Source organism: Sphingobium sp. B2 (genome assembly GCF_007693735.1).
Lineage (GTDB): Bacteria > Pseudomonadota > Alphaproteobacteria > Sphingomonadales > Sphingomonadaceae > Sphingobium > Sphingobium xenophagum.
This window is the reverse complement of record NZ_VDBZ01000001.1, coordinates 2,804,632-2,826,887: the sequence shown is the minus strand read 5'-3', so window position 1 is coordinate 2,826,887 and position 22,256 is coordinate 2,804,632. Positions and strand designations below refer to the sequence as shown.

General features: G+C 63.3%; 21 protein-coding genes and 1 tRNA gene. 17 read left to right on the top strand and 5 right to left on the bottom strand.

What is annotated here, in order from left to right; genetic code table 11:
• Positions 1 to 7 precede the first annotated feature (7 nt).
• Both FE851_RS13855 and gltB read left to right on the top strand, forming a co-directional pair.
• A complete protein-coding gene (locus FE851_RS13855) occupies positions 8 to 571 on the top strand; it encodes a DUF2059 domain-containing protein (RefSeq protein ID WP_145203267.1) in 564 nt (187 codons plus the stop codon).
• The gene (gltB, locus tag FE851_RS13850) at positions 568 to 5,100 is read left to right on the top strand and encodes a glutamate synthase large subunit (RefSeq protein WP_145203264.1); all 4,533 of its coding nucleotides are present in this window, start codon (positions 568 to 570) and stop codon (positions 5,098 to 5,100) included. Before FE851_RS13855 ends, gltB begins: the two co-directional genes overlap by 4 nt.
• A 5-nt stretch (positions 5,101 to 5,105) precedes the next feature.
• Here gltB and FE851_RS13845 read toward each other — a convergent pair whose 3' ends face one another.
• On the bottom strand, positions 5,106 to 5,600 hold the full coding sequence (locus FE851_RS13845; protein WP_261370934.1) for a hypothetical protein: 495 nt from the start codon (positions 5,598 to 5,600) through the stop codon (positions 5,106 to 5,108).
• Positions 5,601 to 5,769: 169 nt separating this feature from the next.
• Here FE851_RS13845 and FE851_RS13840 point away from each other — a divergent pair.
• From FE851_RS13840 to FE851_RS13825, 4 genes are all read left to right on the top strand, one after another.
• Positions 5,770 to 5,856 (top strand) — tRNA-Leu (locus tag FE851_RS13840).
• A gap of 164 nt (positions 5,857 to 6,020) precedes the next feature.
• Complete coding sequence (locus FE851_RS13835) at positions 6,021 to 6,260, top strand: hypothetical protein (protein ID WP_019051836.1); 240 nt, start codon at positions 6,021 to 6,023, stop codon at positions 6,258 to 6,260.
• Positions 6,261 to 6,357: 97 nt separating this feature from the next.
• Complete coding sequence (locus FE851_RS13830; protein ID WP_145203260.1) at positions 6,358 to 6,897, top strand: glycoside hydrolase family 108 protein; 540 nt, start codon at positions 6,358 to 6,360, stop codon at positions 6,895 to 6,897.
• Positions 6,898 to 6,953: 56 nt separating this feature from the next.
• Positions 6,954 to 7,244, top strand: a complete 291-nt coding sequence (locus FE851_RS13825) for a 3TM-type holin (RefSeq protein WP_409994503.1) — start codon at positions 6,954 to 6,956, stop codon at positions 7,242 to 7,244.
• Positions 7,245 to 7,250: 6 nt separating this feature from the next.
• Here FE851_RS13825 and arsB read toward each other — a convergent pair whose 3' ends face one another.
• The 4 genes from arsB to FE851_RS13805 form a co-directional block, all read right to left on the bottom strand.
• Complete coding sequence (gene arsB, locus FE851_RS13820) at positions 7,251 to 8,282, bottom strand: ACR3 family arsenite efflux transporter (protein ID WP_145203258.1); 1,032 nt, start codon at positions 8,280 to 8,282, stop codon at positions 7,251 to 7,253.
• The gene (gene arsC, locus FE851_RS13815) at positions 8,282 to 8,692 is read right to left on the bottom strand and encodes an arsenate reductase (glutaredoxin) (protein WP_145203255.1); all 411 of its coding nucleotides are present in this window, start codon (positions 8,690 to 8,692) and stop codon (positions 8,282 to 8,284) included. Before arsC ends, arsB begins: the two co-directional genes overlap by 1 nt.
• 16 nt (positions 8,693 to 8,708) lie before the next feature.
• Positions 8,709 to 9,041 carry an ArsR/SmtB family transcription factor gene (locus tag FE851_RS13810; RefSeq protein ID WP_145203251.1) on the bottom strand — a complete coding sequence of 111 codons (333 nt, stop codon included), beginning with the start codon at positions 9,039 to 9,041 and terminating at the stop codon, positions 8,709 to 8,711.
• A 470-nt stretch (positions 9,042 to 9,511) separates the two neighbouring features.
• Positions 9,512 to 10,066, bottom strand: coding sequence for a hypothetical protein (locus FE851_RS13805; RefSeq protein ID WP_145203247.1), 555 nt, complete (start codon positions 10,064 to 10,066; stop codon positions 9,512 to 9,514).
• Positions 10,067 to 10,363: 297 nt separating this feature from the next.
• On the opposite strand from FE851_RS13805, the gene rpsM reads away from it, so the two are divergent.
• The 11 genes from rpsM (at position 10,364) to rmuC (ending at position 22,182) form a co-directional block, all read left to right on the top strand.
• Positions 10,364 to 10,732, top strand: a complete 369-nt coding sequence (gene rpsM, locus FE851_RS13800; protein ID WP_019051841.1) for a 30S ribosomal protein S13 — start codon at positions 10,364 to 10,366, stop codon at positions 10,730 to 10,732.
• Positions 10,733 to 10,805: 73 nt separating this feature from the next.
• Positions 10,806 to 11,195: a 30S ribosomal protein S11 gene (gene rpsK, locus FE851_RS13795; RefSeq protein WP_004208752.1), complete on the top strand. Its 390-nt coding sequence runs from the start codon at positions 10,806 to 10,808 to the stop codon at positions 11,193 to 11,195.
• Between the two features lie 119 nt (positions 11,196 to 11,314).
• Positions 11,315 to 12,379 carry a DNA-directed RNA polymerase subunit alpha gene (locus FE851_RS13790; RefSeq protein WP_006967377.1) on the top strand — a complete coding sequence of 355 codons (1,065 nt, stop codon included), beginning with the start codon at positions 11,315 to 11,317 and terminating at the stop codon, positions 12,377 to 12,379.
• Between the two features lie 169 nt (positions 12,380 to 12,548).
• Entirely contained in the window at positions 12,549 to 12,974 is a 426-nt protein-coding gene (gene rplQ / locus FE851_RS13785; RefSeq protein WP_026002152.1) for a 50S ribosomal protein L17, read from the top strand.
• Between the two features lie 100 nt (positions 12,975 to 13,074).
• On the top strand, positions 13,075 to 15,246 hold the full coding sequence (locus FE851_RS13780; RefSeq protein WP_145203243.1) for a prolyl oligopeptidase family serine peptidase: 2,172 nt from the start codon (positions 13,075 to 13,077) through the stop codon (positions 15,244 to 15,246).
• 61 nt (positions 15,247 to 15,307) lie between these two features.
• Positions 15,308 to 15,886 (top strand): hypothetical protein, encoded by a 579-nt coding sequence (locus tag FE851_RS13775; RefSeq protein ID WP_130751744.1) that lies wholly within the window; start codon positions 15,308 to 15,310, stop codon positions 15,884 to 15,886.
• A 9-nt stretch (positions 15,887 to 15,895) separates the two neighbouring features.
• On the top strand, positions 15,896 to 16,549 hold the full coding sequence (locus FE851_RS13770; protein WP_145203214.1) for a YoaK family protein: 654 nt from the start codon (positions 15,896 to 15,898) through the stop codon (positions 16,547 to 16,549).
• A 27-nt stretch (positions 16,550 to 16,576) separates the two neighbouring features.
• Entirely contained in the window at positions 16,577 to 17,809 is a 1,233-nt protein-coding gene (locus FE851_RS13765; RefSeq protein ID WP_145203211.1) for a TCR/Tet family MFS transporter, read from the top strand.
• An 80-nt stretch (positions 17,810 to 17,889) separates the two neighbouring features.
• Positions 17,890 to 19,449, top strand: coding sequence for a glutamine-hydrolyzing GMP synthase (gene guaA, locus FE851_RS13760; RefSeq protein WP_017181724.1), 1,560 nt, complete (start codon positions 17,890 to 17,892; stop codon positions 19,447 to 19,449).
• Between the two features lie 55 nt (positions 19,450 to 19,504).
• Complete coding sequence (locus tag FE851_RS13755) at positions 19,505 to 20,698, top strand: aminotransferase (protein ID WP_145203208.1); 1,194 nt, start codon at positions 19,505 to 19,507, stop codon at positions 20,696 to 20,698.
• A 29-nt stretch (positions 20,699 to 20,727) separates the two neighbouring features.
• Positions 20,728 to 22,182, top strand: coding sequence for a DNA recombination protein RmuC (gene rmuC, locus FE851_RS13750; protein WP_145203205.1), 1,455 nt, complete (start codon positions 20,728 to 20,730; stop codon positions 22,180 to 22,182).
• Positions 22,183 to 22,256 lie beyond the last annotated feature (74 nt).

Below are 22,256 nucleotides of genomic sequence, written 5' to 3'. Positions count from 1 at the left end.
GACGTTGATGCCGCAGTCTGTTCATGCTGAAGCGGCAAAAACGCCGATCATCGTTGCTCAAAAGATTGCCGAAATTACTGCACCGCCCGGCCTTTTCAAAAAAGCGTATGATGCGCTCGTTCCACAAATGATCGAAGCCATGTTTCGTGGCCAATTGGGAAATGCCGATTTCGATGCTCGCAAGAATGATGAAGATTTCAAAGAGCGGCTTCGTCGATCATCTGAAATTGTTTCAACTGAACTGGGCATCATCGTCAGCCCATTTGAGCAGAAATTACGCGATGCCTATGCTACCGCATATTCCCGGCAGTTCGACGAAGCGGCGTTAAAGCAAGTCTTGACCTTCTACGAAACGCCGGTCGGAAGAGAGTTTGCTCAACGCGCAATTTCGCTTGTGACCGATCCAGCCGTGATTGCTCTGCAACGCGAAATCGCGCCTGCCGTTACTGACGCAATGCCAGCAGTAATGGAGAAGGTGAAGGCAGCAACTGCCGATCTTCCTCCTGCGCGCCCAGCTTCGTCCGCAGATGCCACGCCTACCAGCGACAAGACCGAGGGGAAAACCCAATGAGCAACTTCACCGCAAGCCCCGAAGAACGCGCGCGGATCGCCGCTGAGGGTATGTATCACCCGGACATGGAAGGCGACGCCTGTGGCGTCGGCCTCGTCGCCGCCACCGATGGCCGCCCGTCGCGTCGCGTCGTCGCCTCCGCGATCGATGCGCTGAAAGCTGTGTGGCATCGGGGCGCGGTCGATGCCGATGGCAAGACCGGCGATGGCGCGGGTATCCATGTCGACCTGCCGGTACGCTTCTTTGACGATGCGATCGCGGACTCCGGTCACAAGCCGCTGCCCAATCGCCTGGCTGTCGGCATGATCTTCCTGCCGCGTACGGACCTCAGTGCGCAGGAAACCTGCCGCACCATCGTTGAGAGCGAGATCATCGACGCGGGCTATACCATCTATGGCTGGCGGCAGGTGCCGGTGGACGTGTCGGTCATCGGTGAAAAGGCGCAGCGCACGCGCCCCGAAATCGAGCAGATCATGATCGCCGGGCCGATGCCCGAAGTGCGCGATCAGGCCGAGTTCGAAAAGGACCTCTATCTGATCCGTCGCCGGATCGAAAAGCAGGTGATCGCGGCGCAGATCAATGATTTCTATGTCTGTAGTCTGTCGTGTCGGTCCATCATCTACAAGGGGCTGTTCCTCGCCGAATCGCTGTCGGTATTCTATCCCGATTTGCAGGACGAGCGGTTCGAGAGCCGGGTGGCGATCTTCCACCAGCGCTATTCGACCAACACTTTCCCGCAATGGTGGCTGGCCCAGCCGTTCCGCACGCTTGCCCATAATGGTGAGATCAACACCATCCGCGGCAACAAGAACTGGATGAAGAGCCACGAGATCAAGATGGCCAGCCTCGCGTTCGGCGAGCAGTCGGAGGATATCAAGCCGGTCATTCCGGCGGGCGCGTCCGATACCGCTGCGCTGGACGCGGTGTTCGAGGCGATCTGCCGGTCGGGCCGCGATGCGCCCACCGCCAAGCTGATGCTCGTGCCCGAAGCCTGGCAGGCCGACAATGGCGAACTGCCCAAGGCGCATCGCGACATGTATGATTATCTCGCCTCCGTCATGGAGCCGTGGGATGGCCCTGCCGCGCTGGCGATGACCGACGGGCGCTGGGTCGTGGCCGGGGTGGATCGCAACGCGCTGCGCCCGCTGCGCTACACGCTGACTGGCGACAATCTGCTGATCGTCGGGTCGGAAACCGGCATGGTCGTGGTTCCCGAAACCACCATCGTGCGCAAGGGGCGCATGGGTCCGGGCCAGATGATCGCCATTGATCTGGCTGAAGGCGAAATCTACGACGATGCCGCGATCAAGGATCGGATCGCGGGCGAGCGCCCCTATGGCGACCTGATCAAGGACTTCATGGCGATCGGCGACCTGACCGATGCACCGACCGCGCTGCCCGACTGGGACAAGGCGGAACTGACGCGGCGGCAGGTTGCGGCCAACCTGACGCTGGAGGATCTGGAACTGATCCTGGCGCCGATGGTGGAGGATGCCAAGGAAGCCATCGGATCGATGGGCGACGACACGCCGCTTGCCGTCATTTCCGACAAGCCGCGGACGATCAGCCATTTCTTCCGCCAGAATTTCAGCCAAGTCACCAACCCGCCGATCGATCCGTTGCGCGAACGGCATGTGATGAGCCTGAAAACGCGCTTTTCCAATCTGCACAACATCCTGGAGCAGGATGCGCAGAACAGCCATGTGCTCGTGCTGGAATCGCCGGTTCTGACCAGCGCGGAATGGGCGCGGCTGAAGGCGCATTTCGGTCCGGCGGTCGCGGAAATCGACTGCACCTTCCCGGCAAATGGCGGGCAGGAGCAGCTCCGCGCGGCAATCGCACGCATCCGGGAGGAAGCCGAGCAGGCGGTACGGGAAGGGCGGACGGAAATCTTCCTGACCGACGAGGGTGTCAGCGAGACGCGCATCGCCATTGCGGGCGTGCTGGCGGCGGCCGCGGTGCATACGCATCTGGTGCGCAAGGGGCTTCGTTCCTATGCGTCCATCAACGTGCGCTGCGCCGAGGCGCTCGATACCCATTATTTCGCGGTGCTGATCGGCGTGGGCGCGACCACGGTGAACGCCTATCTGGCCGAAGCCAGCATCGCCGACCGCCATGCGCGCGGGCTGTTCGGGTCTCTCGATCTTGACGCCTGTTTCGAGCGCTATCGCGTCGCGGTCAACGAAGGCCTGCTCAAGATCATGTCCAAAATGGGCATTGCGGTCATCAGCAGCTATCGCGGCGGCTATAATTTCGAAGCGGTCGGCCTGTCGCGCGCTCTGGTCAACGATCTGTTCCCCGGCATGCCGGCGAAGATTTCGGGCGAAGGCTATGCCTCGCTCCACTATAGCGCGATCCTGCGCCATCAGCAGGCATATGACGCATCGGTCGTGCGGTTGCCGATCGGCGGCTTCTATCGCCAGCGCAACGGTGGGGAGGCGCATGCCTATTCCGCGCAATTGATGCATCTGTTGCAGACGGCGGTCGCGACCGACAGCTATTCGACCTATCTGCAATTCTCGCGCGGGGTGCGCGATCTGCCGCCAGTCTATCTGCGTGACCTGATGGAGTTTAATTTCGCGCGCGAAGCCGTGCCGATCGACGAGGTGGAGGCCACCACGGAAATCCGCAAGCGTTTCGTGACGCCGGGCATGTCGCTTGGGGCGCTCTCACCTGAGGCGCATGAGACGCTGGCGATCGCGATGAACCGGATCGGTGCGAAGGCGGTGTCGGGCGAGGGCGGCGAGGACGCCGCGCGCTTCAAACCCTATGAAAATGGCGACAATGCCAATAGCGTGATCAAGCAGATCGCGTCGGGCCGCTTTGGCGTTCATGCCGAATATCTGGCGTCGGCCGAAGAGATAGAGATCAAGGTCGCACAGGGGGCCAAGCCGGGCGAGGGCGGGCAGCTGCCCGGCTTCAAGGTCACCGAATTCATCGCCAGGCTGCGCCATTCGACGCCCGGCGTGACGTTGATTTCGCCGCCGCCCCATCATGACATCTATTCGATCGAGGATCTGGCGCAGCTCATCTACGACTGCAAGCAGATCAACCCGCGCGCACGCGTCTGCGTCAAGCTGGTGAGCCAGGCGGGCATCGGCACAGTCGCGGCGGGCGTGGCGAAGGCGCATGCCGACGTCATCCTGATCGCGGGCCATGTCGGCGGAACCGGGGCATCGCCACAAACATCGATCAAATATGCCGGGACGCCATGGGAAATGGGTCTGTCCGAAGCCAATCAGGTGCTGACCCTCAACGGGTTGCGGCATCGGGTGAAGCTGCGCACCGACGGTGGCCTCAAAACCGGGCGCGATATCGTGATCGCCGCGATATTGGGCGCGGAAGAATATGGCATCGGCACTTTGTCGCTGGTCGCCATGGGCTGCATCATGGTGCGTCAGTGCCACAGCAACACCTGCCCCGTGGGCGTGTGCGTGCAGGATGAAAAGCTGCGCGCCAAATTCACCGGCACGCCGGAAAAGGTCATCAACCTGATGACCTTCATCGCTGAGGAAGTCCGCGAAGTGCTGGCCCGGCTCGGCTTCCGCAGCCTGGACGAGGTGATCGGGCGGACCGAACTGTTGAAGCAGGTCAATCGTGGTGCCGAGCATCTGGACGATCTGGATCTCAACCCGATCCTGGCCAAGGTGGACGCCCCCGACGACCAGCGCCGTTTCAGCCTGAAGCAATGGCGCAACGACGTGCCCGACAGTCTGGACGCGCAGATGATGCGCGACGCCAAGGCAGTGTTCGAGCGAGGCGAGAAGATGCAGCTGACCTATACGGTGCGCAACACGCACCGCGCGGTCGGCACGCGCCTGTCGTCGGCGGTGACTGACAAGTTCGGCATGTCGGCGCTGGCCGATGGACATCTGACCGTGCGCCTGCGCGGGTCCGCGGGCCAGTCGCTGGGCGCGTTCCTGTGCAAGGGGATCACGCTGGAAATTTTCGGCGACGCCAATGACTATGTCGGCAAGGGCCTGTCAGGCGGCATCATCACGGTGCGCACGACCGTCTCCAGCCCCCTGTCGTCGAAGGATAATACGATCATCGGCAACACCGTCCTTTATGGCGCGACCAGTGGCAAGCTGTTCGCGGCAGGGCAGGCGGGCGAACGCTTCGCGGTCCGCAATTCGGGCGCGCAGGTCGTGGTCGAGGGCTGCGGCGCCAATGGGTGCGAATATATGACCGGCGGCATTGCCGTGATCCTGGGCAAGACCGGCGCCAATTTCGGCGCGGGCATGACCGGCGGGATGGCATTCATCCTGGACGAGGATGGCAGCTTCCCGTCGCGGGCCAACCCGGAAGGGATCGTCTGGCAGCGGCTGGAAAGCGCGCATTGGGAGGCGCAGGTCAAGGATCTGATCGCCCAGCACGCCAAGGCGACCGACAGCAAATGGTCCAGCACCATATTGGAGGATTGGGACCGTTGGCGGCGCTATATCTGGCAAGTGTGCCCCAAGGAGATGATCAGCCGCCTCGCTCATCCGCTGAGCGATGCGCCGGCGGAGGTCGTCGCTGCCGAATAGGCGTTCTAAGGGAAGGAACTGCCTGCTGCCGTCGCCATGACGGCAGGAGGGGCTTTCCCTTGGGCAGGTTGCAGAGTCGGTGGAGGCGTGGCCGCCTCCCCAGCGGCGAAGCGCGCAATTGGCGGTGGCAGCTGATGAATCGGTGATGGCGGTGGGACGGGATAGACCGCTTCCGCCGCCTCTCCTTGCGCCAGATAGTCATGCACGACCGGATCGCTGGTGCCGTTAATCATGCCGTCTGCGTCCAGCCCCGCCATGTCCGAGGCCATTTGCCGTTCCGCCAGCGTTGGTCCGCAACCGGTACAGCGGATTATGGCGGGACCGCGACCGGCCGGGTCGGCGACCTCATCGGACAGGCTGCTATCGCTGGGCCCGGTATAGGCGACATCTTTCTGTGTCCTTGGAGCAGAGGATTGCGGACTGGTGACATAGGCGCCCAAACCCAGTCCCATGACCGTCGCTGCGGCCACTGTCACGCCTGACAGTATCCAATGCTGCATGGTCCTGCTTTCCATCCTTTTGCTTGCGGGCACTGGCCTTTCGGCGTGCCGCATCCTGCACGACAATCAATCATAACGCAGATGCAGATCGGTTGTTGCATGGCGCAAAAGCCTTTGCTAATGGCCAGCGCCTACCAGATGCCGGTCCTGCCGGTTTCCCTTTGAATGTGCGGCCATGGCGGAATTGGTAGACGCGCAACGTTGAGGTCGTTGTGGGCGAAAGCCCGTGGAAGTTCGAGTCTTCTTGGCCGCACCATTCACTTGCCTGATGCTCAGGATCAGCCGGAATTGACAGTCCCCGCCCCGCAAGGGCAGGGGCATTGCGCTTGATCGCACGGACCTTGCAGGGGCGTGGTTCGACCGCTTATCTGACGCGAGCGCGCGGGACAGACCCGGATGACGAGATGAAAGGAAGCTGCCATGTCCGCCATAGACTGGGATCAGCCGGCCACCATGATTGATCTGGATGGCAAGGCGCCCTTGATCGGCACGATCCGCCAATGCGCGCAGCATTTCGCAATCTTCAAGGCAGAGGCCAAGGCGCAGGCGCGTGTGTTGCTGACCCAACCGGTTCATCGAGAGGGCCGCCGGACGCGCACCTGGCTGCTGGAGCCGGATGAAATCGCCCAACTGGCGGAAAAACTGCGCGCAGAAAGCTGACAGGTTCGGTTTCCGTTCTTCGACCGGAATTTCCCCTGTCCTACAACAAACCATATGGGATAAATGATCCGCCTCGTTCGAAACAGAGAGGCGCAGCATGGACATCCTTACGCTCATTGACGATGTTATCGCCCGCGAAGGCGGTTATTCCAACCATCCGGCGGATCGGGGCGGGCCGCCCAATTGGGGGATTACCCAGGCGGTGGCGCGGGACAATGGCTTTGTCGGCGACATGCGAGCGTTGCCGCGCGCGACGGCGGTGGCGATTTACCGGCGGATTTACTGGGATCAGCCCGGTTACGCCTTTGTCGCGGAAATGGCGCCCTCCGTTGCTGCCGAATTGTTCGATACGGCGGTCAATATGGGCGTGGGAACCGCGACCGGCTTTCTCCAGCGCGCCCTTAATGCGCTCAACCGCAACCAGCGCGATTATCCGGATCTGACGCTGGATCGGGCGATCGGCGCAAGGACGCTGGGGGCATTGCGCGCCTTTCGTGCGTTGCGGGGCAAGGCGGGGGAGGCGGTACTGCTGAAGGCGATCGAAGCGATGCAGGGTGAACGCTATATCGCGCTCGCGGAAAACCGCCCCGCCAATGAAGCCTTTCTTTACGGCTGGCTGGCCAACCGAATCGGTTAGCTCTCATGGGCACTCGTGCGTTTTGCGCCAAGCTATAGCGCGAACGTCGCCCGGAACTGCCTTTTCAATCAGGATATGAAGCCATGGTTTCCGAGTCCATTGATCCCGATCCCTGGGCTACGCGCGCGCGGCCCACTTTCCTCTATGTCATGTACGCGCTGCTGCTCTGGTCGCTGCCGATGGGCGTCATCGCGGGGTGGCGACCCGCTATGGCGGCGGCGATCACGGCGGGAATGCGCGACTATCTCAACGCCCTGCCTGAACCGCTCTACGCTTTGTTTGGCACAGGTTATCTGGGCTACACCGCCGCGCGCGCATGGGGCAAGGCGAAGGGGGCGGAGCGGTAGCGCCCTCTACGCCGCCGCGCGCCCTTCATACCAGCCGCGCGAACGCTTCACGAGAGCGACGATAGAGAGCATCACCGGCACCTCCACCAGCACGCCGACCACGGTGGCCAGCGCGGCGCCAGAGTGGAGGCCGAACAGGCTGATCGCTGCGGCGACCGCCAGTTCGAAGAAATTGGATGCACCGATCAATGCAGCCGGTCCCGCAACGCACCAGTCGACGCGCATGCTGCGGCTGAGCCAATAGGCCAGGCCAGCGTTCAGATAGACCTGAAGCAGGATCGGCACTGCGATCAGCGCGATGACCAGCGGCTGGGCGACGATCTGCTCCCCCTGAAAGGCGAAGAGCAGCACGAGCGTAGCGAGCAGGCTTAGCAGGCTAAATGGGCCGAGCCTTGTCAGCAGCCGTTCCAGAGCCGCCTGTCCGCCTACCCGCAACTGCGCCCGGCGCAGCCATTGGGCGACGATCACGGGCACGACGATATAGAGGCCGACCGACAGCAGCAGCGTATCCCATGGCACGCTGATCGAGGCGACGCCCAGCAGCAGTCCGACGATCGGCGCAAAGGCGAACAGCATGATCAGGTCGTTGAGCGCCACCTGACCGAGCGTATAGCCAGGATCGCCATCCAGCAGGTTGGACCAGACGAACACCATCGCGGTGCAGGGGGCGGCGGCCAGCAGGATCAGGCCCGCAATATAGGACGGCCCCTGTCCGTCAGGCAGGTAGGGCGCGAACAGATGGCCGATGAACAATGTACCCAGCAGCGCCATGGAGAAAGGCTTGACCGCCCAATTGATGAACAGCGTCACCCCGACACCGCGCCAGTGCCGCCTTACGCTGCCCAGCGCAGCAAAGTCGATCCGCAGCAGCATGGGTATGATCATCAGCCAGATCAGCGCCGCTACCGGCAGGTTGATGTTGGCGATCTCGGCTCCAGCGATCAGCGCGAAGGCCGACGGGAACAGATGCCCCAGTCCAATCCCCAAGACGATGCACAGCGAGACCCAGAGGCTGAGATAGCGTTCGAACAATGACATCAGGCGGCTCCCACCACATCGCCATCTTCCTTGACGAAGGGTGTGGGCAGCGGATGGGGCAACAACTCCAGCACCGCCTCGGACGGGCGGCATAGTCGCACTCCTTTGGGCGATACGACCAGCGGGCGGTTGATCAATACGGGGTGCGCCATCATCGCGTCGATCAGCGCCGCGTCGGGCAGCGTCTGATCGTCCAGCCCCAGATCGGCAAAAGGCGTGCCCTTCTGCCGCAACAGGGCGCGCGGCGCGATGCCGGCACGGGCGATCAATTGCTCCAGCAAAGCTCGCGATGGCGGCGTCTTGAGATATTCGATGACATGCGGTTCGATTCCGGCATGGCGGATCATCGCCAGCGTGTTGCGCGACGTGCCGCAAGCTGGGTTGTGATAGATGATGATGTCGGTGGCCAAGGGGATGTCCTTTGGATCAGCAGCAAGGGGTCAGTTCAGCAATGATCGGGGCGCACAAAGCCGCGTTCCCGCCGCAACAATCCTTGAGCAGGAACAATGTCAGTGCGCCCAACGCCTCCAGATCTGCGCGATAATGAATGGATCGGCTCTGCCGCTCCGCCCGGACCAGTCCAGCGCGGGACAGGATCGCCAGATGGGACGACATGGTATTTTGCGGGACCCGGACCAGCCGGGCGATTTCCCCGGCGGGCAGGCCATCGGGCTCATGGCGGACGAGCAACCTGAAACTGTCGAGCCGCGTGGACTGGGCGAGGGCGGCTAAAGCCGCGATGGCGGATTCGTTTTCCATATATCCAGATTAATGGATATATGGGGCATGGCAAGTCGATTGTGAGGAAAGAAAGGAATCGCGGCGGTGAGAAACGCAAATGAGAGGGGCCGCCGGGTCAAAGCCCGACGGCCCATCATGTGCATGGTCAGCGGCCGGAAGTGCCGCCCAGGGGAAACGAAGGTCGCGCTATCTTCTCCACCGGGAGACGGCCTGTATATCGGCGCGCTTTATCTCGCGATGTGGAGGGAGATCGACGGCATGGCGTCGCTCAGCGGCGCGTTCCCCGAATGGACTTGACCGACCCCATTGCTGAACCATGAGACATCGGATCACCTCCTTTCGCTATGTTGAAGCCCGTTATGGCCGACTTCGACTGCGCTTCTTGCGGCCACGGGATGGAATGTGAATCAGACCGAAGGCATGATCAAGACTTGTATTATTCTTTTTTCGAATCATACTTTCGCGTCCCCTATGCCGGCGTCGCGTCGCTATCCCCTGCAATCCTCGATCACACGCGACACTTCCGGCCATGCCGGTACGATAAGCGGCTCCAGTCCCATCACCTCGATCGCGAATTTGCCCCGGCTGTAGGCCATCTGATCCAGCGCAGTATCGGCAGCGGCCCGCACCGTCACGGTTTGTGGCACGGGGGCTGTGGTGGCTGTCGCGGGCCAGCTGGTCGCACCATAGCTGGTTCGCAGCGTCATCGTCCCTTGCCCCGCGCCTGCGCGAATAATGCTGATTCGCCGCGCCGCCCGATCGCAGCGGATAGTAAGGCGGGGGGCGGCCGCGGTCGGACCGAAACGGGCGATCGACATGGCTGCGTCGGATTGCCAGCGCCAATCCCCCGGCGCGGTGGGGCGATATTGCCAGTCGCTGGCTAATGGCGCGGCGGGGGCGACGGGTCGGACCGGCGCGGACGCCTGGGCCGGTCGCGGGGCGGGCGCGGGGGCAGGACTGGCCGGGCGCGTTGCAGGGCCGACGCACGAGCCGAGCAGGATGAGGAAGGGTGCGGCGAGGGCAAGGTGGGTGGTAAAGCGCATCGCCCTCCCATGCCCGCCCGGCGCAGGCGGCTCAACTGGAAAAGGATGAGCGGAAGAGCCGCGGGGGCAGGCCGGGCCGACGCGTTTGCTTGCCGCGCCGATATTGACACCGTCCGGCCGAATCGCTAGGGCGCGCACATCCCGACACGCTGGTGAGCGGCAGTGCTTCGCGCACTGGCCGTCTTTTTTGCGTCCGGGGCTATACATTGGTTGCGGTCCCACGCCATGGGGTCGCGGCCCTGACGCTTTGAGATGGGGTGACGCCAATCGCCCCGTGGAGCAGGAGATTAATTGACCATGGCACGTATTGCGGGTGTTAACATCCCGACCAACAAGCGCGTAATCATCGCGCTCACCTACATTCACGGCATCGGCCGTAAGACCGCCGTAGACATCGCCGACAAGCTGGGCATCGACCACAGCCGTCGCGTGCAGGACCTGTCGGACGCCGAAGTGCTCCAGATCCGTGAAACGATCGACGCTGACCTGACCGTCGAGGGCGATCTTCGCCGCAACACCGCGATGAACATCAAGCGCCTGATGGACCTGGCCTGCTATCGCGGCCTGCGTCATCGTAAGGGGCTGCCGGTTCGCGGCCAGCGCACGCACACCAACGCCCGCACCCGCAAGGGCAAGGCCAAGGCGATCGCCGGTAAGAAGAAGTAAGCGCCAGAGGGCGGGCCTTGCGGCCGTGCCCTCCCGACTTCTTTTGTCAGTATTTCGAGTAGGATAGAGCAAAATGGCACGCGAACCCCAGCGCATTAAGCGCCGTGAGCGCAAGAACATCTCGGCCGGCGTGGCACATGTCAACGCCAGCTTCAACAACACCATGGTGACCATCACCGATGCCCAGGGTAACGCGATTTCGTGGTCCTCGGCTGGCATGATGGGCTTCAAGGGCAGCCGCAAATCGACCCCCTACGCCGCTCAGGTGTGCGCGGAAGATGCCGGTCGCAAGGCCGCCGAACATGGCGTCCGCACGCTGGAAGTCGAAGTCAAGGGTCCCGGTTCAGGTCGTGAATCGGCCCTGCGCGCCCTTCAGGCCGTCGGTTTCCACATCACCTCGATCCGCGACGTAACGCCGATCCCGCACAACGGTGTGCGTCCGTCCAAGCGCCGCCGCGTCTAAATTCGGCTGAGCGATATGGCGGGCGGCGGACGCGCCGCCCGTTACCCGTCTGCATCGGCCGCAACGTCCTGTCGGGTCCAGGATCATAAGCGTTTCGGCCACATCCCCAGGGGAAGTACATGACTGTCAACATGAAGAACTGGCAGGAATTGAAGAAGCCCAACGCGCTGGAAATCAAGCCAACCAGCGACGGTAAGCGCAAGGCGACCTTCGTTGCCGAGCCGCTGGAGCGCGGTTTCGGCTTGACGCTTGGCAACGCGCTACGCCGGGTTCTTCTTTCCTCGCTTCAGGGCGCGGCGGTCACCTCGATCAAGATCGAGAACGTCCTGCATGAATTCTCGTCGCTCGCTGGCGTGCGTGAAGATGTCACCGACATCGTCCTCAACATCAAGCAGGTCGCCCTGCGGATGGAAGGCGATGGTCCCAAGCGGCTTCAGCTGTCGGCTACCGGTCCTGCCGTGGTCAAGGCTGGCGACATCAGCGTCGTCGGCGACATCGAAGTGATGAACCCGGACCTGGTGATCTGTCACCTCGACCAGGGCGCGACGCTGAACATGGAACTGACCGCTGATGTCGGCAAGGGCTATGTCCCAGCCGTCGCCAACCGTCCCGCAGACGCGCCGATCGGCCTCATTCCGATCGACGCGCTCTACTCGCCGGTCCGTCAGGTCGCCTACAAGGTGGACAATACCCGCGTCGGCCAGGAACTGGACTATGACAAACTGTCGCTGACCGTCGAAACCGACGGCACCGTCACGCCGGAGGATGCGGTCGCCTTTGCCGCGCGCATCCTGCAGGACCAGCTCCAGCTGTTCGTCCATTTCGAGGACGCGCTACCCACCGCCGCGCCTTCGCAGGGTGGCCATGCGGTCGCATCGGCGTCGGAAGGCGAAAGCGACACCAACCAGATCAACCGCTACCTTCTCAAGAAGGTGGACGAGCTGGAACTGTCGGTCCGCAGCGCCAACTGCCTCAAGAACGACAACATCATCTATATCGGCGATCTGGTCCAGAAGACCGAAGCCGAGATGCTGCGTACGCCCAATTTCGGTCGCAAGTCGCTGAACGAAATCAAGGAAGTGCTGTCGTCCATGGGTCTGCGCCTCGGCATGGACATCCCTGGATGGCCGCCTGAAAATATCGAGGAAATGGCCAAGAAGCTCGAGCAAGAGCTGCTGGGCTAAAAAGCTCCGTCATTCCCGCGAAGGCGGGTACCCATCTCCCGGCCTTGCGCTTGGGGATGGGGTCGGAGATGGGTGCCCGCCTTCGCGGGAATGACGAACAAATGGCGGCCACGTCACCGCCTGGTCTGGGCTACCTGAAACGGGCCCTTAACGAACGAAGGAATGAACTATGCGTCACAGAATGGGTCAACGTCGTCTTCAGCGCGCCACCGGTCACCGCGTCGCGCTGCTCCGCAACCTTGCCGCTTCGCTGATCAAGCATGAGCAGATTCTGACCACCACGCCCAAGGCGAAGGAACTGCGCCCCTATGTGGAAAAGCTGATCACGCTGGCGAAAAAGGGTGGCCTGTCCAACCGTCGCCTGGCCGATGCTCGCCTGAAGGACGATGCGCAGCTGGCCAAGCTGTTCGAGGTTCTGGCCGAACGCTATAAGGATCGTAACGGCGGTTACACCCGCGTGATCAAGGCTGGCATCCGCGCGTCGGACGCCGCGCCGATCGCGATCATCGAACTGGTCGACCGCGACGTCAGCGCCAAGGGGCAGGATAGCGGCCCGGTGCAGACCGCCGACGAAGATGAATATGAAGCTGCCTGATTGAGTGCGGTCCTCCCTGGGAGGACTGGATGCTTTACCGACAGGCCGTGGCTCTTTAGGAGCCACGGCCTGTTCTGGTTAAAAAGAGACGAAAAAGAGGATGCGCGCAACGGCCCGCCTGTTCCTGCTGCCGCTGCTGCTGGCGGCCAGCCCGGTCGTTGCGGGGCCGGAAACGGTCGCCATCGACGCGGCTGGGCATGGCTTGCGCTACCCCATCGCCAGGCGTCTTGATCTGGTCGAGGATCATTTCGGGGTAAAGGTCGCCGATCCCTATCGCTGGCTGGAAAATGATCTGCGTGCGGACCCGGCCGTACGCGACTGGGTGGCGCAGGAAAATGCGCTGACCCGCCGCTATATCGACGGCCTGCCGGGCCGGGCGGCGCTGAAGGCGCGGATGCAGGCGTTGCTGTCGCATGGCCGCTACACGGTCCCGCGCAAGGCCGGCGGGCGCTATTTCTACGGTTATAACAAGGGGCTGCAAAACCAGACCCCGCTCTACGTACGTGAAGGGCTGGACGGCCCGCAGCGGTTACTGATCGATCCCAATGATTGGGCCAGGGATGGTGCGAGCGCATTGGCCGAATGGGCTCCCTCGCCGGACGGCCGGACCCTGGCCTTTGCCGTGCAGGAAGCGGGCAGCGATTGGCGGACCCTGCGTTTGCTGGATGTCGATACGGGGAAGGTGCTGGAAGACCGGATAGACTGGGTCAAATTTTCGACCCTGGCCTGGGACGGACGTGGCGAGGGTTTCTTCTATTCCCGCTACCCTGCGCCGCAGGGAGATACGGCTTTCAGGGCCGCCAATGAAGATCAGCAGCTTTTCTATCATCGCGTCGGCACCGCGCAGGCGCAGGATCAACTGATCTACGCCACGCCAGACCGGCCGAAACTGAGCCATACCGCGCAGGTCACCAACGACGGGCGCTGGCTGGTGATCAGTTCGTTTCAGGGGATCGACCCGCGCCGTGAAATCCATGTCGCGGCGCTCGACGGCGGGCTGGTTAAGCCTCGGCGTCTGGTGAAGGGGCCGGTACAGGATTGGCGGCTGATTGGGAGTCGGGGGTCGACCCTTTATTTCATCACCGACGATCATGCGCCCCATCTGAAAGTCGTGACGCTCGATGCGGCGCAGCCCCGGCGCAGGCCGCAACAGGTCGTGGCCGAACGCGCCGATACGCTGGCGGGCGGCTCGCTCGTCGGCAGCCGACTGATCCTCGCCTATATGACGCAGGCCGAAACGATTGCGGAACTGGTCGAACTGGATGGGCGCAAGGTAGGCGACGTGCCCTTGCCCGGCATGGGGACTGCGGCGGGTTTTGGTGGGCGCGATGGCGACCCGGAGACGTTTTTCAGCTTTTCGGGCTTCACCACCCCGTCCAGCATCTATCGCTTCGACACATCCACCCTGCAAAGCCAGTTGTTCGCCCAGCCCGACCTGCCCTTCAATCCGGATGAATTCGGGGTGGAACAGATTAGCTATCTGTCAAAGGACGGCACCCGCGTGCCCATGACCGTGATCCGCAAAAAGGCGCTGGCGGACCGGGCGATTGCGGCACCGACGATCCTTTATGGCTATGGCGGCTTCAACATCAGCCTGACGCCGGGCTATTCGGCGACGCGGCTGGCCTGGCTGGAACAGGGCGGGGTTTATGCCATCGCCAATCTGCGCGGCGGCGGTGAATTCGGCAAGGCATGGCATGAGGCTGGCCGTGGCCCGAACAAGCAGAATGTGTTCGACGATTTCATCGCCGCGGCCGAATATCTGAAGGCCAATGGCTATACCACGCCGGATGGCCTGGCGATCGAGGGGCGATCCAATGGCGGCCTGCTGGTCGGCGCAGTAGTCAACCAGCGTCCCGACCTGTTCGCTGCCGCCCTGCCAGCCGTGGGCGTGATGGACATGCTGCGCTTTGACCGCTTCACGGCCGGGCGTTACTGGGTGGACGATTATGGATCGCCGGCACGGGCGGAGGATTTTCCGCTGCTCTACGGCTATTCGCCCTATCACAATATCCTGTCGGGTAAGGACTATCCCGCGATCCTCGTCACCACGGCCGATACTGACGACCGGGTCGTGCCCGCCCACAGTTTCAAATATGCCGCCGCCTTGCAGGCTGCCGATGTGGGCAGCAAGCCCCACCTGTTACGGGTAGAAAGCCGCGCCGGCCATGGCGCTGGCAAGCCGATCGACAAGCTGATCGACGAATATGCCGACAGCTATGCCTTTCTGGCCTCATTCACGGGTTTGCAGATCAGGGATGATCCGCAATAATCGTTCAGCCGCGCGACAGCCGGACGCGGATAGATACCGTTTGACCGCAGGAGACACAGGCATGGGCAAGACGCGCTGGATGACAGGATCGCTGGTTGGACTGGCGCTGCTGGTTGGCAGCATAGGTCCGGCGCAGGCGCGTCCGCGTTATGACCGCAATTGGGGCCATCATCACCATCGCGATCGCGGCAATGGCTTCGGCTTCGGCGATGCCGTCGGGGTTGCAGCGCTGATCGGTGCGGTGGCGATCGTCGCCTCTTCCATGTCGAAGGACAAGAAGGCAGCGCGCAATAGTGACGCCGCGGCTCCCCCGCCGGTCGATGGCACGGATTATGGCGCGGATGTCCGGCGCGACGATGATTTCTCCGATGTCGCCGCCGCCTATGGCGATCAGGATCAGATGACGGACGCCTGCGCCGTCGCCGCGCGCGATGAAGCGCAGGGCCAGAATGGCGGCTATGCCGAGGTGCGGCGCATCGACGAGCCGCGCGCCGCCCAAGGCGGGTATAATATCGACGGAGAGGTCGAATCGCGCGCCAACTATCGCGCTCCAACCGGCACGACCCGCCGCTTCACCTGCACGATCAAGGATGGCCGCGTCGCGGAGGTCTATCTGAGCCGCGATGTCGTGATGCGCTAGGCCGCGGCCGTGCGTCGTCACCCTCCGTCGCGCCATGTCCTGGCCTTTGGCCTGGCGGCGCTTGCGGGGATGGTCGATGCGTTGGGTCTGCTCAAACTGGGCGGGCTCTTCGTGTCGTTCATGAGCGGCAATTCGACCCGAATGGCAGTGGGCATCGCGACAGAGCCGACGCTGGCATGGGCGGCCGCCGGGCTGATCGGCGCTTTTGTCGGCGGGGTATTTGTCGGCGCGCTCCTGGCGCGGATGGCCGGACGGTGGCGCAAGCAAGCTGTGCTGGCACTGGTGCTGGCGTTGTTGACCATCGCGGCATCGCTGGCCGGATCAGTCGGGGATGGTCTGACCTTGCTGATGGCGGCGGCTATGGGCGCTGTGAACAATATGTTCCAGCGTGATGGCGAGGTAAGCATTGGCGTCACCTATATGACCGGCGCACTGGTGAAGCTCGGACAGGCGTTGGCCAGCGCCGTGACCGGTGGCCCGGCGTTTGGCTGGCTGCCCCATCTGTTGCTCTGGCTGGGTCTTGTCGCAGGCGCAGTGGCCGGGGCTGTGCTGTTTGGGCGGATGGACCTTGGCGCTTTGTGGGTGGCTTGTAGCTGGTGCCTGCTGTTGCTGGCGTGGAGCCTCTGGCTGGGGCCGTTGCCGCGCACCGACCGCTTGGCATGACTGTCCATCCGCTCTAGGCGGTTGCCCATGCCCGCTCCTTTCCTTCCCCGCCGCAATGCGGCCATCGCCTTCATCCTGGTGACGGCGCTGCTCGACGTCATGTCGATGGGAATCGTCATCCCGGTGCTGCCGCAACTGATCGAATCCCTGTCCGGCTCCAGCAGCGCGGCTGGCCTGTGGAATGGCCTGTTTGTAGCGCTATGGGCGGGGATGCAGTTCATCTGCTCGCCGATTATCGGGTCCTTGTCCGACCGTTTCGGGCGGCGGCCCGTCATTCTGCTGTCGGTGTGCGGTCTGGCGCTCGATTATGTGCTGATGGCCGTCGCGCCCAATCTATGGTGGCTGGCTCTGGGGCGCATATTGGCGGGGGTCACCTCGTCCAGCTTCACCTCCGTGTTTGCCTATATGGCCGACATCACCCGACCTGAAGATCGCGCGCGCGGCTATGGGTTGATCGGGGCGGCATTCAGCGGCGGCTTTGTTGCCGGGCCGCTGCTGGGCGGCATATTGGGCGAGATTTCGCTGCGCGCGCCCTTTTGGGCGGCGGCTGGTCTGTCGGGACTGGCATTCCTTTATGGTCTGGTCGTCCTGCCCGAATCGCTCCCGCAAGAAAAGCGGATGGCCTTTTCATGGGCCCGCGCCAACCCATTCGGCGCGCTCACCCTTTTGCGGTCTCACCCGGAACTGTCGAGCCTGGCGATCGTCAATTTCCTGCTCTATTTCGCCCACCATCTCTTCTCCGCCGTGTTCGTCCTCTATGCCGGGGATCGTTATGGCTGGGGCGCGTGGCAGGTCGGCAGCCTGCTCGCCTTGGTCGGCTTGCTCGACATGGGCGTGCAGGGCTTGCTGGTCGGTCCCGTGGTCAAGCGGCTGGGCGACCGGACGACTATGGTGACGGGCCTGGCCTTCGGTGCGGTCGGCATCGCCTGCATGGGGCTCGCGCCGACCGGCTGGCTGTTTGTCGCCGCGATGCTGCCCAATGCGCTGTGGGGGCTGGCAATGCCGACGATCCAGTCGCTGATGACGCAGCGCGTGTCCGAATCCGAACAGGGCCAGTTGCAGGGCGCGAACAACAGTGTGGGCAGTATTGCAGGTATCGTATCGCCCCTCTTCTTCGGCGGCATTTACGCGCTGTCGGTTGGCGGCAATCCGACCCTGCCCTTCATCGGCAGCGCATTCCTGATTGCGGCGGCGGTGCTGGGCAGCGCGGCATTGCTGGGCTGGGCGGCAGGCCGTGGACTGGATGCCGATACCGCATAGGTCGCGAAAACTGGACATATCGGGGCGGGACGACTAACCGGGCGCGAATCCCTTCCACCGCTCGATATAAAGGCGATTCGATGACGCTGCCCCTTCAGGATTCCATCCTTATCGTGGACTTCGGCAGCCAGGTGACCCAGCTCATCGCCCGGCGCGTGCGCGAAGCCGGGGTCTATTCCGAAATCGCCCCCTTCAACAGCGCCGAACAAGCCTTCGCCCGGATGCAGCCCAAGGGCGTCATCCTGTCGGGCGGCCCTTCTTCGGTCATGTGGGATGACAGTCCCCGCGCACCGCAGGCGATATTCGACGCGGGCGTTCCGGTGCTGGGCATCTGCTATGGTCAGCAGACGATGATGCAGCAGCTGGGCGGCAATGTCGAAGGCGGGGAGAGCGGCGAGTTTGGCCGTGCCTTCATCGAGGTGAAAAAGCCCTGCGCTTTGTTCGACGGTCTTTGGGCGCCGGGCGAGAAGCATCAGGTGTGGATGAGCCATGGCGACAAGGTGACTCAATTGGCCGACGGCTTTGAGGTCGTCGCCACCAGCGAGGGTGCGCCCTTCGCCGTCACCGCCAACGAAGCCCGGCGCTTTTATGCGACCCAATTCCATCCCGAAGTCGTCCATACCCCCGATGGCGGCAAGCTGCTCGCCAACTTCGTCCGTCATGTCTGCGGCTTGGCAGGCGACTGGACCATGGCGGAGTTTCGCGCGACCAAGATCGCCGATATTCGCGCGCAGGTTGGCTCTGGCCGGGTGATTTGCGGCCTGTCCGGCGGTGTCGACAGTGCCGTCGCGGCGGTGTTGATCCACGAAGCGATCGGCGACCAGCTGACATGCGTGTTCGTCGACCATGGCCTGATGCGGCTGGGCGAGGCCGAACAGGTCGTTACCCTGTTCCGCGAACATTATGGCATCAAACTGGTCCATGTGAATGCGGAGGATCGCTTTCTGGGCGGCCTGGCTGGCCTCACCGACCCTGAAAAGAAGCGCAAGTTCATCGGTGGCGAATTCATCGCCGTGTTCGAGGAAGAGGCCGCAAAGATCGGCGGGGCCGATTTCCTGGCGCAGGGCACGCTCTATCCCGATGTGATCGAAAGCGTCAGCTTCACCGGCGGCCCCAGCGTGACGATCAAGTCGCACCATAATGTCGGCGGCCTGCCCGAACGCATGAACATGAAGCTGGTCGAGCCGTTGCGCGAACTGTTCAAGGATGAAGTGCGCGTGCTGGGCCGGGAACTGGGCCTGCCCGAAATTTTCGTGGGTCGCCATCCGTTCCCCGGCCCTGGCCTCGCCATCCGCATCCCCGGCGAAGTGACCAAGGAACGCTGCGACATATTGCGCAAGGCGGACGCGGTCTATCTGGAGGAGATCCGCAACGCGGGGCTCTATGACGCGATCTGGCAGGCCTTCGCCGTGCTGCTGCCCGTCCGCACCGTTGGCGTGATGGGCGACCTGCGCACCTATGACAGCGTCTGCGCCCTGCGCGCCGTCACCTCGACCGATGGCATGACGGCGGATATCTATCCGTTCGATGCAGCTTTCCTCAGCCGCGTGGCGACCCGGATCATCAATGAGGTCAAGGGCATCAACCGCGTGGTCTATGACTATACGTCGAAGCCGCCGGGCACGATCGAGTGGGAATAATCGGACGGCACCGATTTACCCGTTGGCGCAAGCTGCCGCAGCGGTGGAGACTGACATGACCGGCGCCGCTCTTGGCCATCCCGTCTATCGGGACATGCCGACCACCATTTTCGAACAGATGTCGGCGCTCGCGCGTGAAACCGGGGCGATCAATCTGGGACAGGGTTTTCCCGACACGCCGGGACCGGCGGATATTCTGAACGTCGCGGCCGACGCGCTGCTCAGCCGGTCCAACCAATATCCGCCCATGGCTGGTCTGCCGGAACTGCGCGCTGCGGTGGCGAGCCATTATGCGGCCCATCAAGGTCTGGCGCTGACCCCGCAGGACGTCATCGTGACGTCCGGTGCGACCGAGGCGATTGCCGCGACCCTGCTGGCGCTGGTGCAGCCGGGCGACGAGGTGCTGGTGCTGGCCCCGCTTTACGACGCCTATCTGCCCCTGATCGAGCGGGCTGGCGGTGTGGCGAAGGTCGTGCGGCTTACCCCGCCGGAGTGGCGCATCACGCAGGCGGCGCTGGAGGCGGCGGCGTCGCCCCGCACCCGCTTCCTGTTGATGAACAATCCGGTCAATCCGACCGGCATCGTCCTGCGCGACGGCGAATTGGCGCTGCTGGCGCGATTCTGTGTCGATCGCGACCTGATCGCCATATGCGACGAGGTGTGGGAGCATCTGACCTTTGACGGCTTGCGCCACCACCCGCTGATGGCGCAGCCGGGCATGGGCGAGCGGACGGTGAAAATCGGATCGGCGGGCAAGATTTTCTCCCTGACCGGCTGGAAAGTCGGATGGATGTGCGCCGCGCCGCCGATTGTCACGCTGCTGGCGCGGGCGCACCAATTCCTCACCTTCACCACCCCGCCGAACCTGCAATGGGCGGTTGCCAAGGGGCTGGCCAAGCCGGTCGAATGGTTCGGCGCGATGCGCGCAGACTATCAGGCGTCGCGTGACCGGCTGGTAACGGGACTGCGGGCGGCAGGGTTTGTCCTGTTGCCCAGCCAGGCGACATGGTTCGTCTGCGTCGATCTGCCCGCCAGCAGCATCGCCATGGACGATCGCGCCTTTTGCGAGCGCATCGTCCGCGACGCCGGGGTCGCGGCGATCCCGATCTCCGCCTTCTATCCCGATGAACCCGTCACCCATCTGGTCCGTCTGTGCTTTTCCAAGGCGGACGCTGTGCTGGATGAGGCGGTTGCGCGACTGGCCGACTTTCGCCGACGGGTGGTTGCAGGGTCTGGCGAAGGGCGCTAAGTTCCCTTTTCGTTCCAAAAGGGCTGCTCATGGAAATCCTGCCAATCCTGTTGATTGTCGTTGCGTTGCTCATCGGGTTGGCGGTTGGCTGGCTGCTGCGCGGGAAGACGCTTGGCCCGCTGATGGCGGAGAAAACCGACCTTGCGGGCCGACTGGAGATGGCGGTCAGTCAGCGCAACGCAGCGATCAGCGAACTGGCGGTGGAGAAGGAGCGGGTGGCGCAGGCGGCGGCATCGGCGCAGCGGCTGGAAGCGGCGCAGGCCGCGCTTGCCCAGCGGCTCGACACCACGCAGGCCGAGCGCGAGGCGGCCTTGCGCGACCTGGCGGCGCTCCAGTCGGATACGCAGGCGCGGGCGGAAGCGTTCGAAGCGCAGATCGTGGCGCTTCGCGACGCCAAGGAGCAATTGTCGGCCCAGTTCAGCGAAATTGGCGGCAAGCTGCTGGGGGAAGCGCAAAAGACCTTCCTCGATCGCGCTGACCAGCGGTTTGCCCAGGCGAACGAGAAGAGCGAGGCGCAGCTCAAGACGCTGTTGTCCCCGGTCGAAACGACGCTCAAACGCTATGAGGAAGGCCTCCAGCGGGTCGAGAAGGATCGCGTCGGCAGCTATGCCGAGCTGCGCGAGGCGGTAAACCAGGTGCAGCTGGGGCAGGGGCAGGTCCGCGAAGAGACCGCCAAGCTGGTCAATGCGCTGCGCGCCGCGCCCAAGACGCGGGGTCGCTGGGGCGAACAGCAGTTCAAGAATCTGATCGAAACGGCGGGCCTGTCTCCCTTCGTCGATTTCAGCGAGGAAGTATCGGTGACGGTCGAGGATGGCCGTTTGCGCCCCGACTTCATCATCCGCCTGCCCGGCGACCAGCAGATGGTGGTCGATGTCAAATGTTCGCTCGTCGCCTATCTCAATGCCGTCGATCAGGTCGATCCCGCGCTTCGCGACGCGCATATGGCCGACCATGCCCGCGCAATGCGGACCCATGCCGACGCGCTGGGACGCAAGGCCTACTGGGAGCAGTTCGACAAGGCGCCCGATTTCGTCATCATGTATGTGCCGGGCGACAATTTTGTCACCGCCGCGCTGGAGGCGGACATGGACCTGTGGGAACGGGCGGCGAAGAACCGGGTCATCATCTGCGGCCCTGCGACCTTCCTGCCGCTAGCGCGCACGCTGGCGGGGCATTGGCGGCAGGCCAAGTTGCAGGATCAGGCGCGTCAGGTCGGGCAGTTGGGCAAGGAATTATATGAGCGGCTGGCGGCGGCGGCAGCATCGCTCAAGAAGCTTGGCAACCGGCTGCACGGCGCGGTGGGCGACTATAACGCCTTTGTCGGCAGCTTCGAAAGCCGGGTGCTGGTGACCGGGCGCAAGCTGCGCGACCTCAATATCGAGACGGGTGGCAAGGAATTGGAGGAACTGGCGCCGGTCGATGCGCTGGTGCGTGATCCAGCTTCGGCCGAGGCGCTGCGGGCGTTGCCGGACGCGGCGGAGTAAATAGACATTGTTCCGTTCGTTTCGAGCGTAGTCGAGAAACGTTCAGCGCAAGTTTCTCGACTACGCTCGAAACG

Coding starts and splice junctions, on each gene's coding strand:
- FE851_RS13855 (WP_145203267.1), top strand. CDS start 8: ATGCCGCAGTCTGTTCATGCTGAAGCGGCAAAAACGCCGATCATCGTT.
- gltB (WP_145203264.1), top strand. CDS start 568: ATGAGCAACTTCACCGCAAGCCCCGAAGAACGCGCGCGGATCGCCGCT.
- FE851_RS13845 (WP_261370934.1), bottom strand. CDS start 5,600: ATGCAGCATTGGATACTGTCAGGCGTGACAGTGGCCGCAGCGACGGTC.
- FE851_RS13835 (WP_019051836.1), top strand. CDS start 6,021: ATGTCCGCCATAGACTGGGATCAGCCGGCCACCATGATTGATCTGGAT.
- FE851_RS13830 (WP_145203260.1), top strand. CDS start 6,358: ATGGACATCCTTACGCTCATTGACGATGTTATCGCCCGCGAAGGCGGT.
- arsB (WP_145203258.1), bottom strand. CDS start 8,282: ATGTCATTGTTCGAACGCTATCTCAGCCTCTGGGTCTCGCTGTGCATC.
- FE851_RS13810 (WP_145203251.1), bottom strand. CDS start 9,041: ATGGAAAACGAATCCGCCATCGCGGCTTTAGCCGCCCTCGCCCAGTCC.
- FE851_RS13805 (WP_145203247.1), bottom strand. CDS start 10,066: ATGCGCTTTACCACCCACCTTGCCCTCGCCGCACCCTTCCTCATCCTG.
- rpsM (WP_019051841.1), top strand. CDS start 10,364: ATGGCACGTATTGCGGGTGTTAACATCCCGACCAACAAGCGCGTAATC.
- rpsK (WP_004208752.1), top strand. CDS start 10,806: ATGGCACGCGAACCCCAGCGCATTAAGCGCCGTGAGCGCAAGAACATC.
- FE851_RS13790 (WP_006967377.1), top strand. CDS start 11,315: ATGACTGTCAACATGAAGAACTGGCAGGAATTGAAGAAGCCCAACGCG.
- rplQ (WP_026002152.1), top strand. CDS start 12,549: ATGCGTCACAGAATGGGTCAACGTCGTCTTCAGCGCGCCACCGGTCAC.
- FE851_RS13780 (WP_145203243.1), top strand. CDS start 13,075: ATGCGCGCAACGGCCCGCCTGTTCCTGCTGCCGCTGCTGCTGGCGGCC.
- FE851_RS13775 (WP_130751744.1), top strand. CDS start 15,308: ATGGGCAAGACGCGCTGGATGACAGGATCGCTGGTTGGACTGGCGCTG.
- FE851_RS13765 (WP_145203211.1), top strand. CDS start 16,577: ATGCCCGCTCCTTTCCTTCCCCGCCGCAATGCGGCCATCGCCTTCATC.
- guaA (WP_017181724.1), top strand. CDS start 17,890: ATGACGCTGCCCCTTCAGGATTCCATCCTTATCGTGGACTTCGGCAGC.
- FE851_RS13755 (WP_145203208.1), top strand. CDS start 19,505: ATGACCGGCGCCGCTCTTGGCCATCCCGTCTATCGGGACATGCCGACC.
- rmuC (WP_145203205.1), top strand. CDS start 20,728: ATGGAAATCCTGCCAATCCTGTTGATTGTCGTTGCGTTGCTCATCGGG.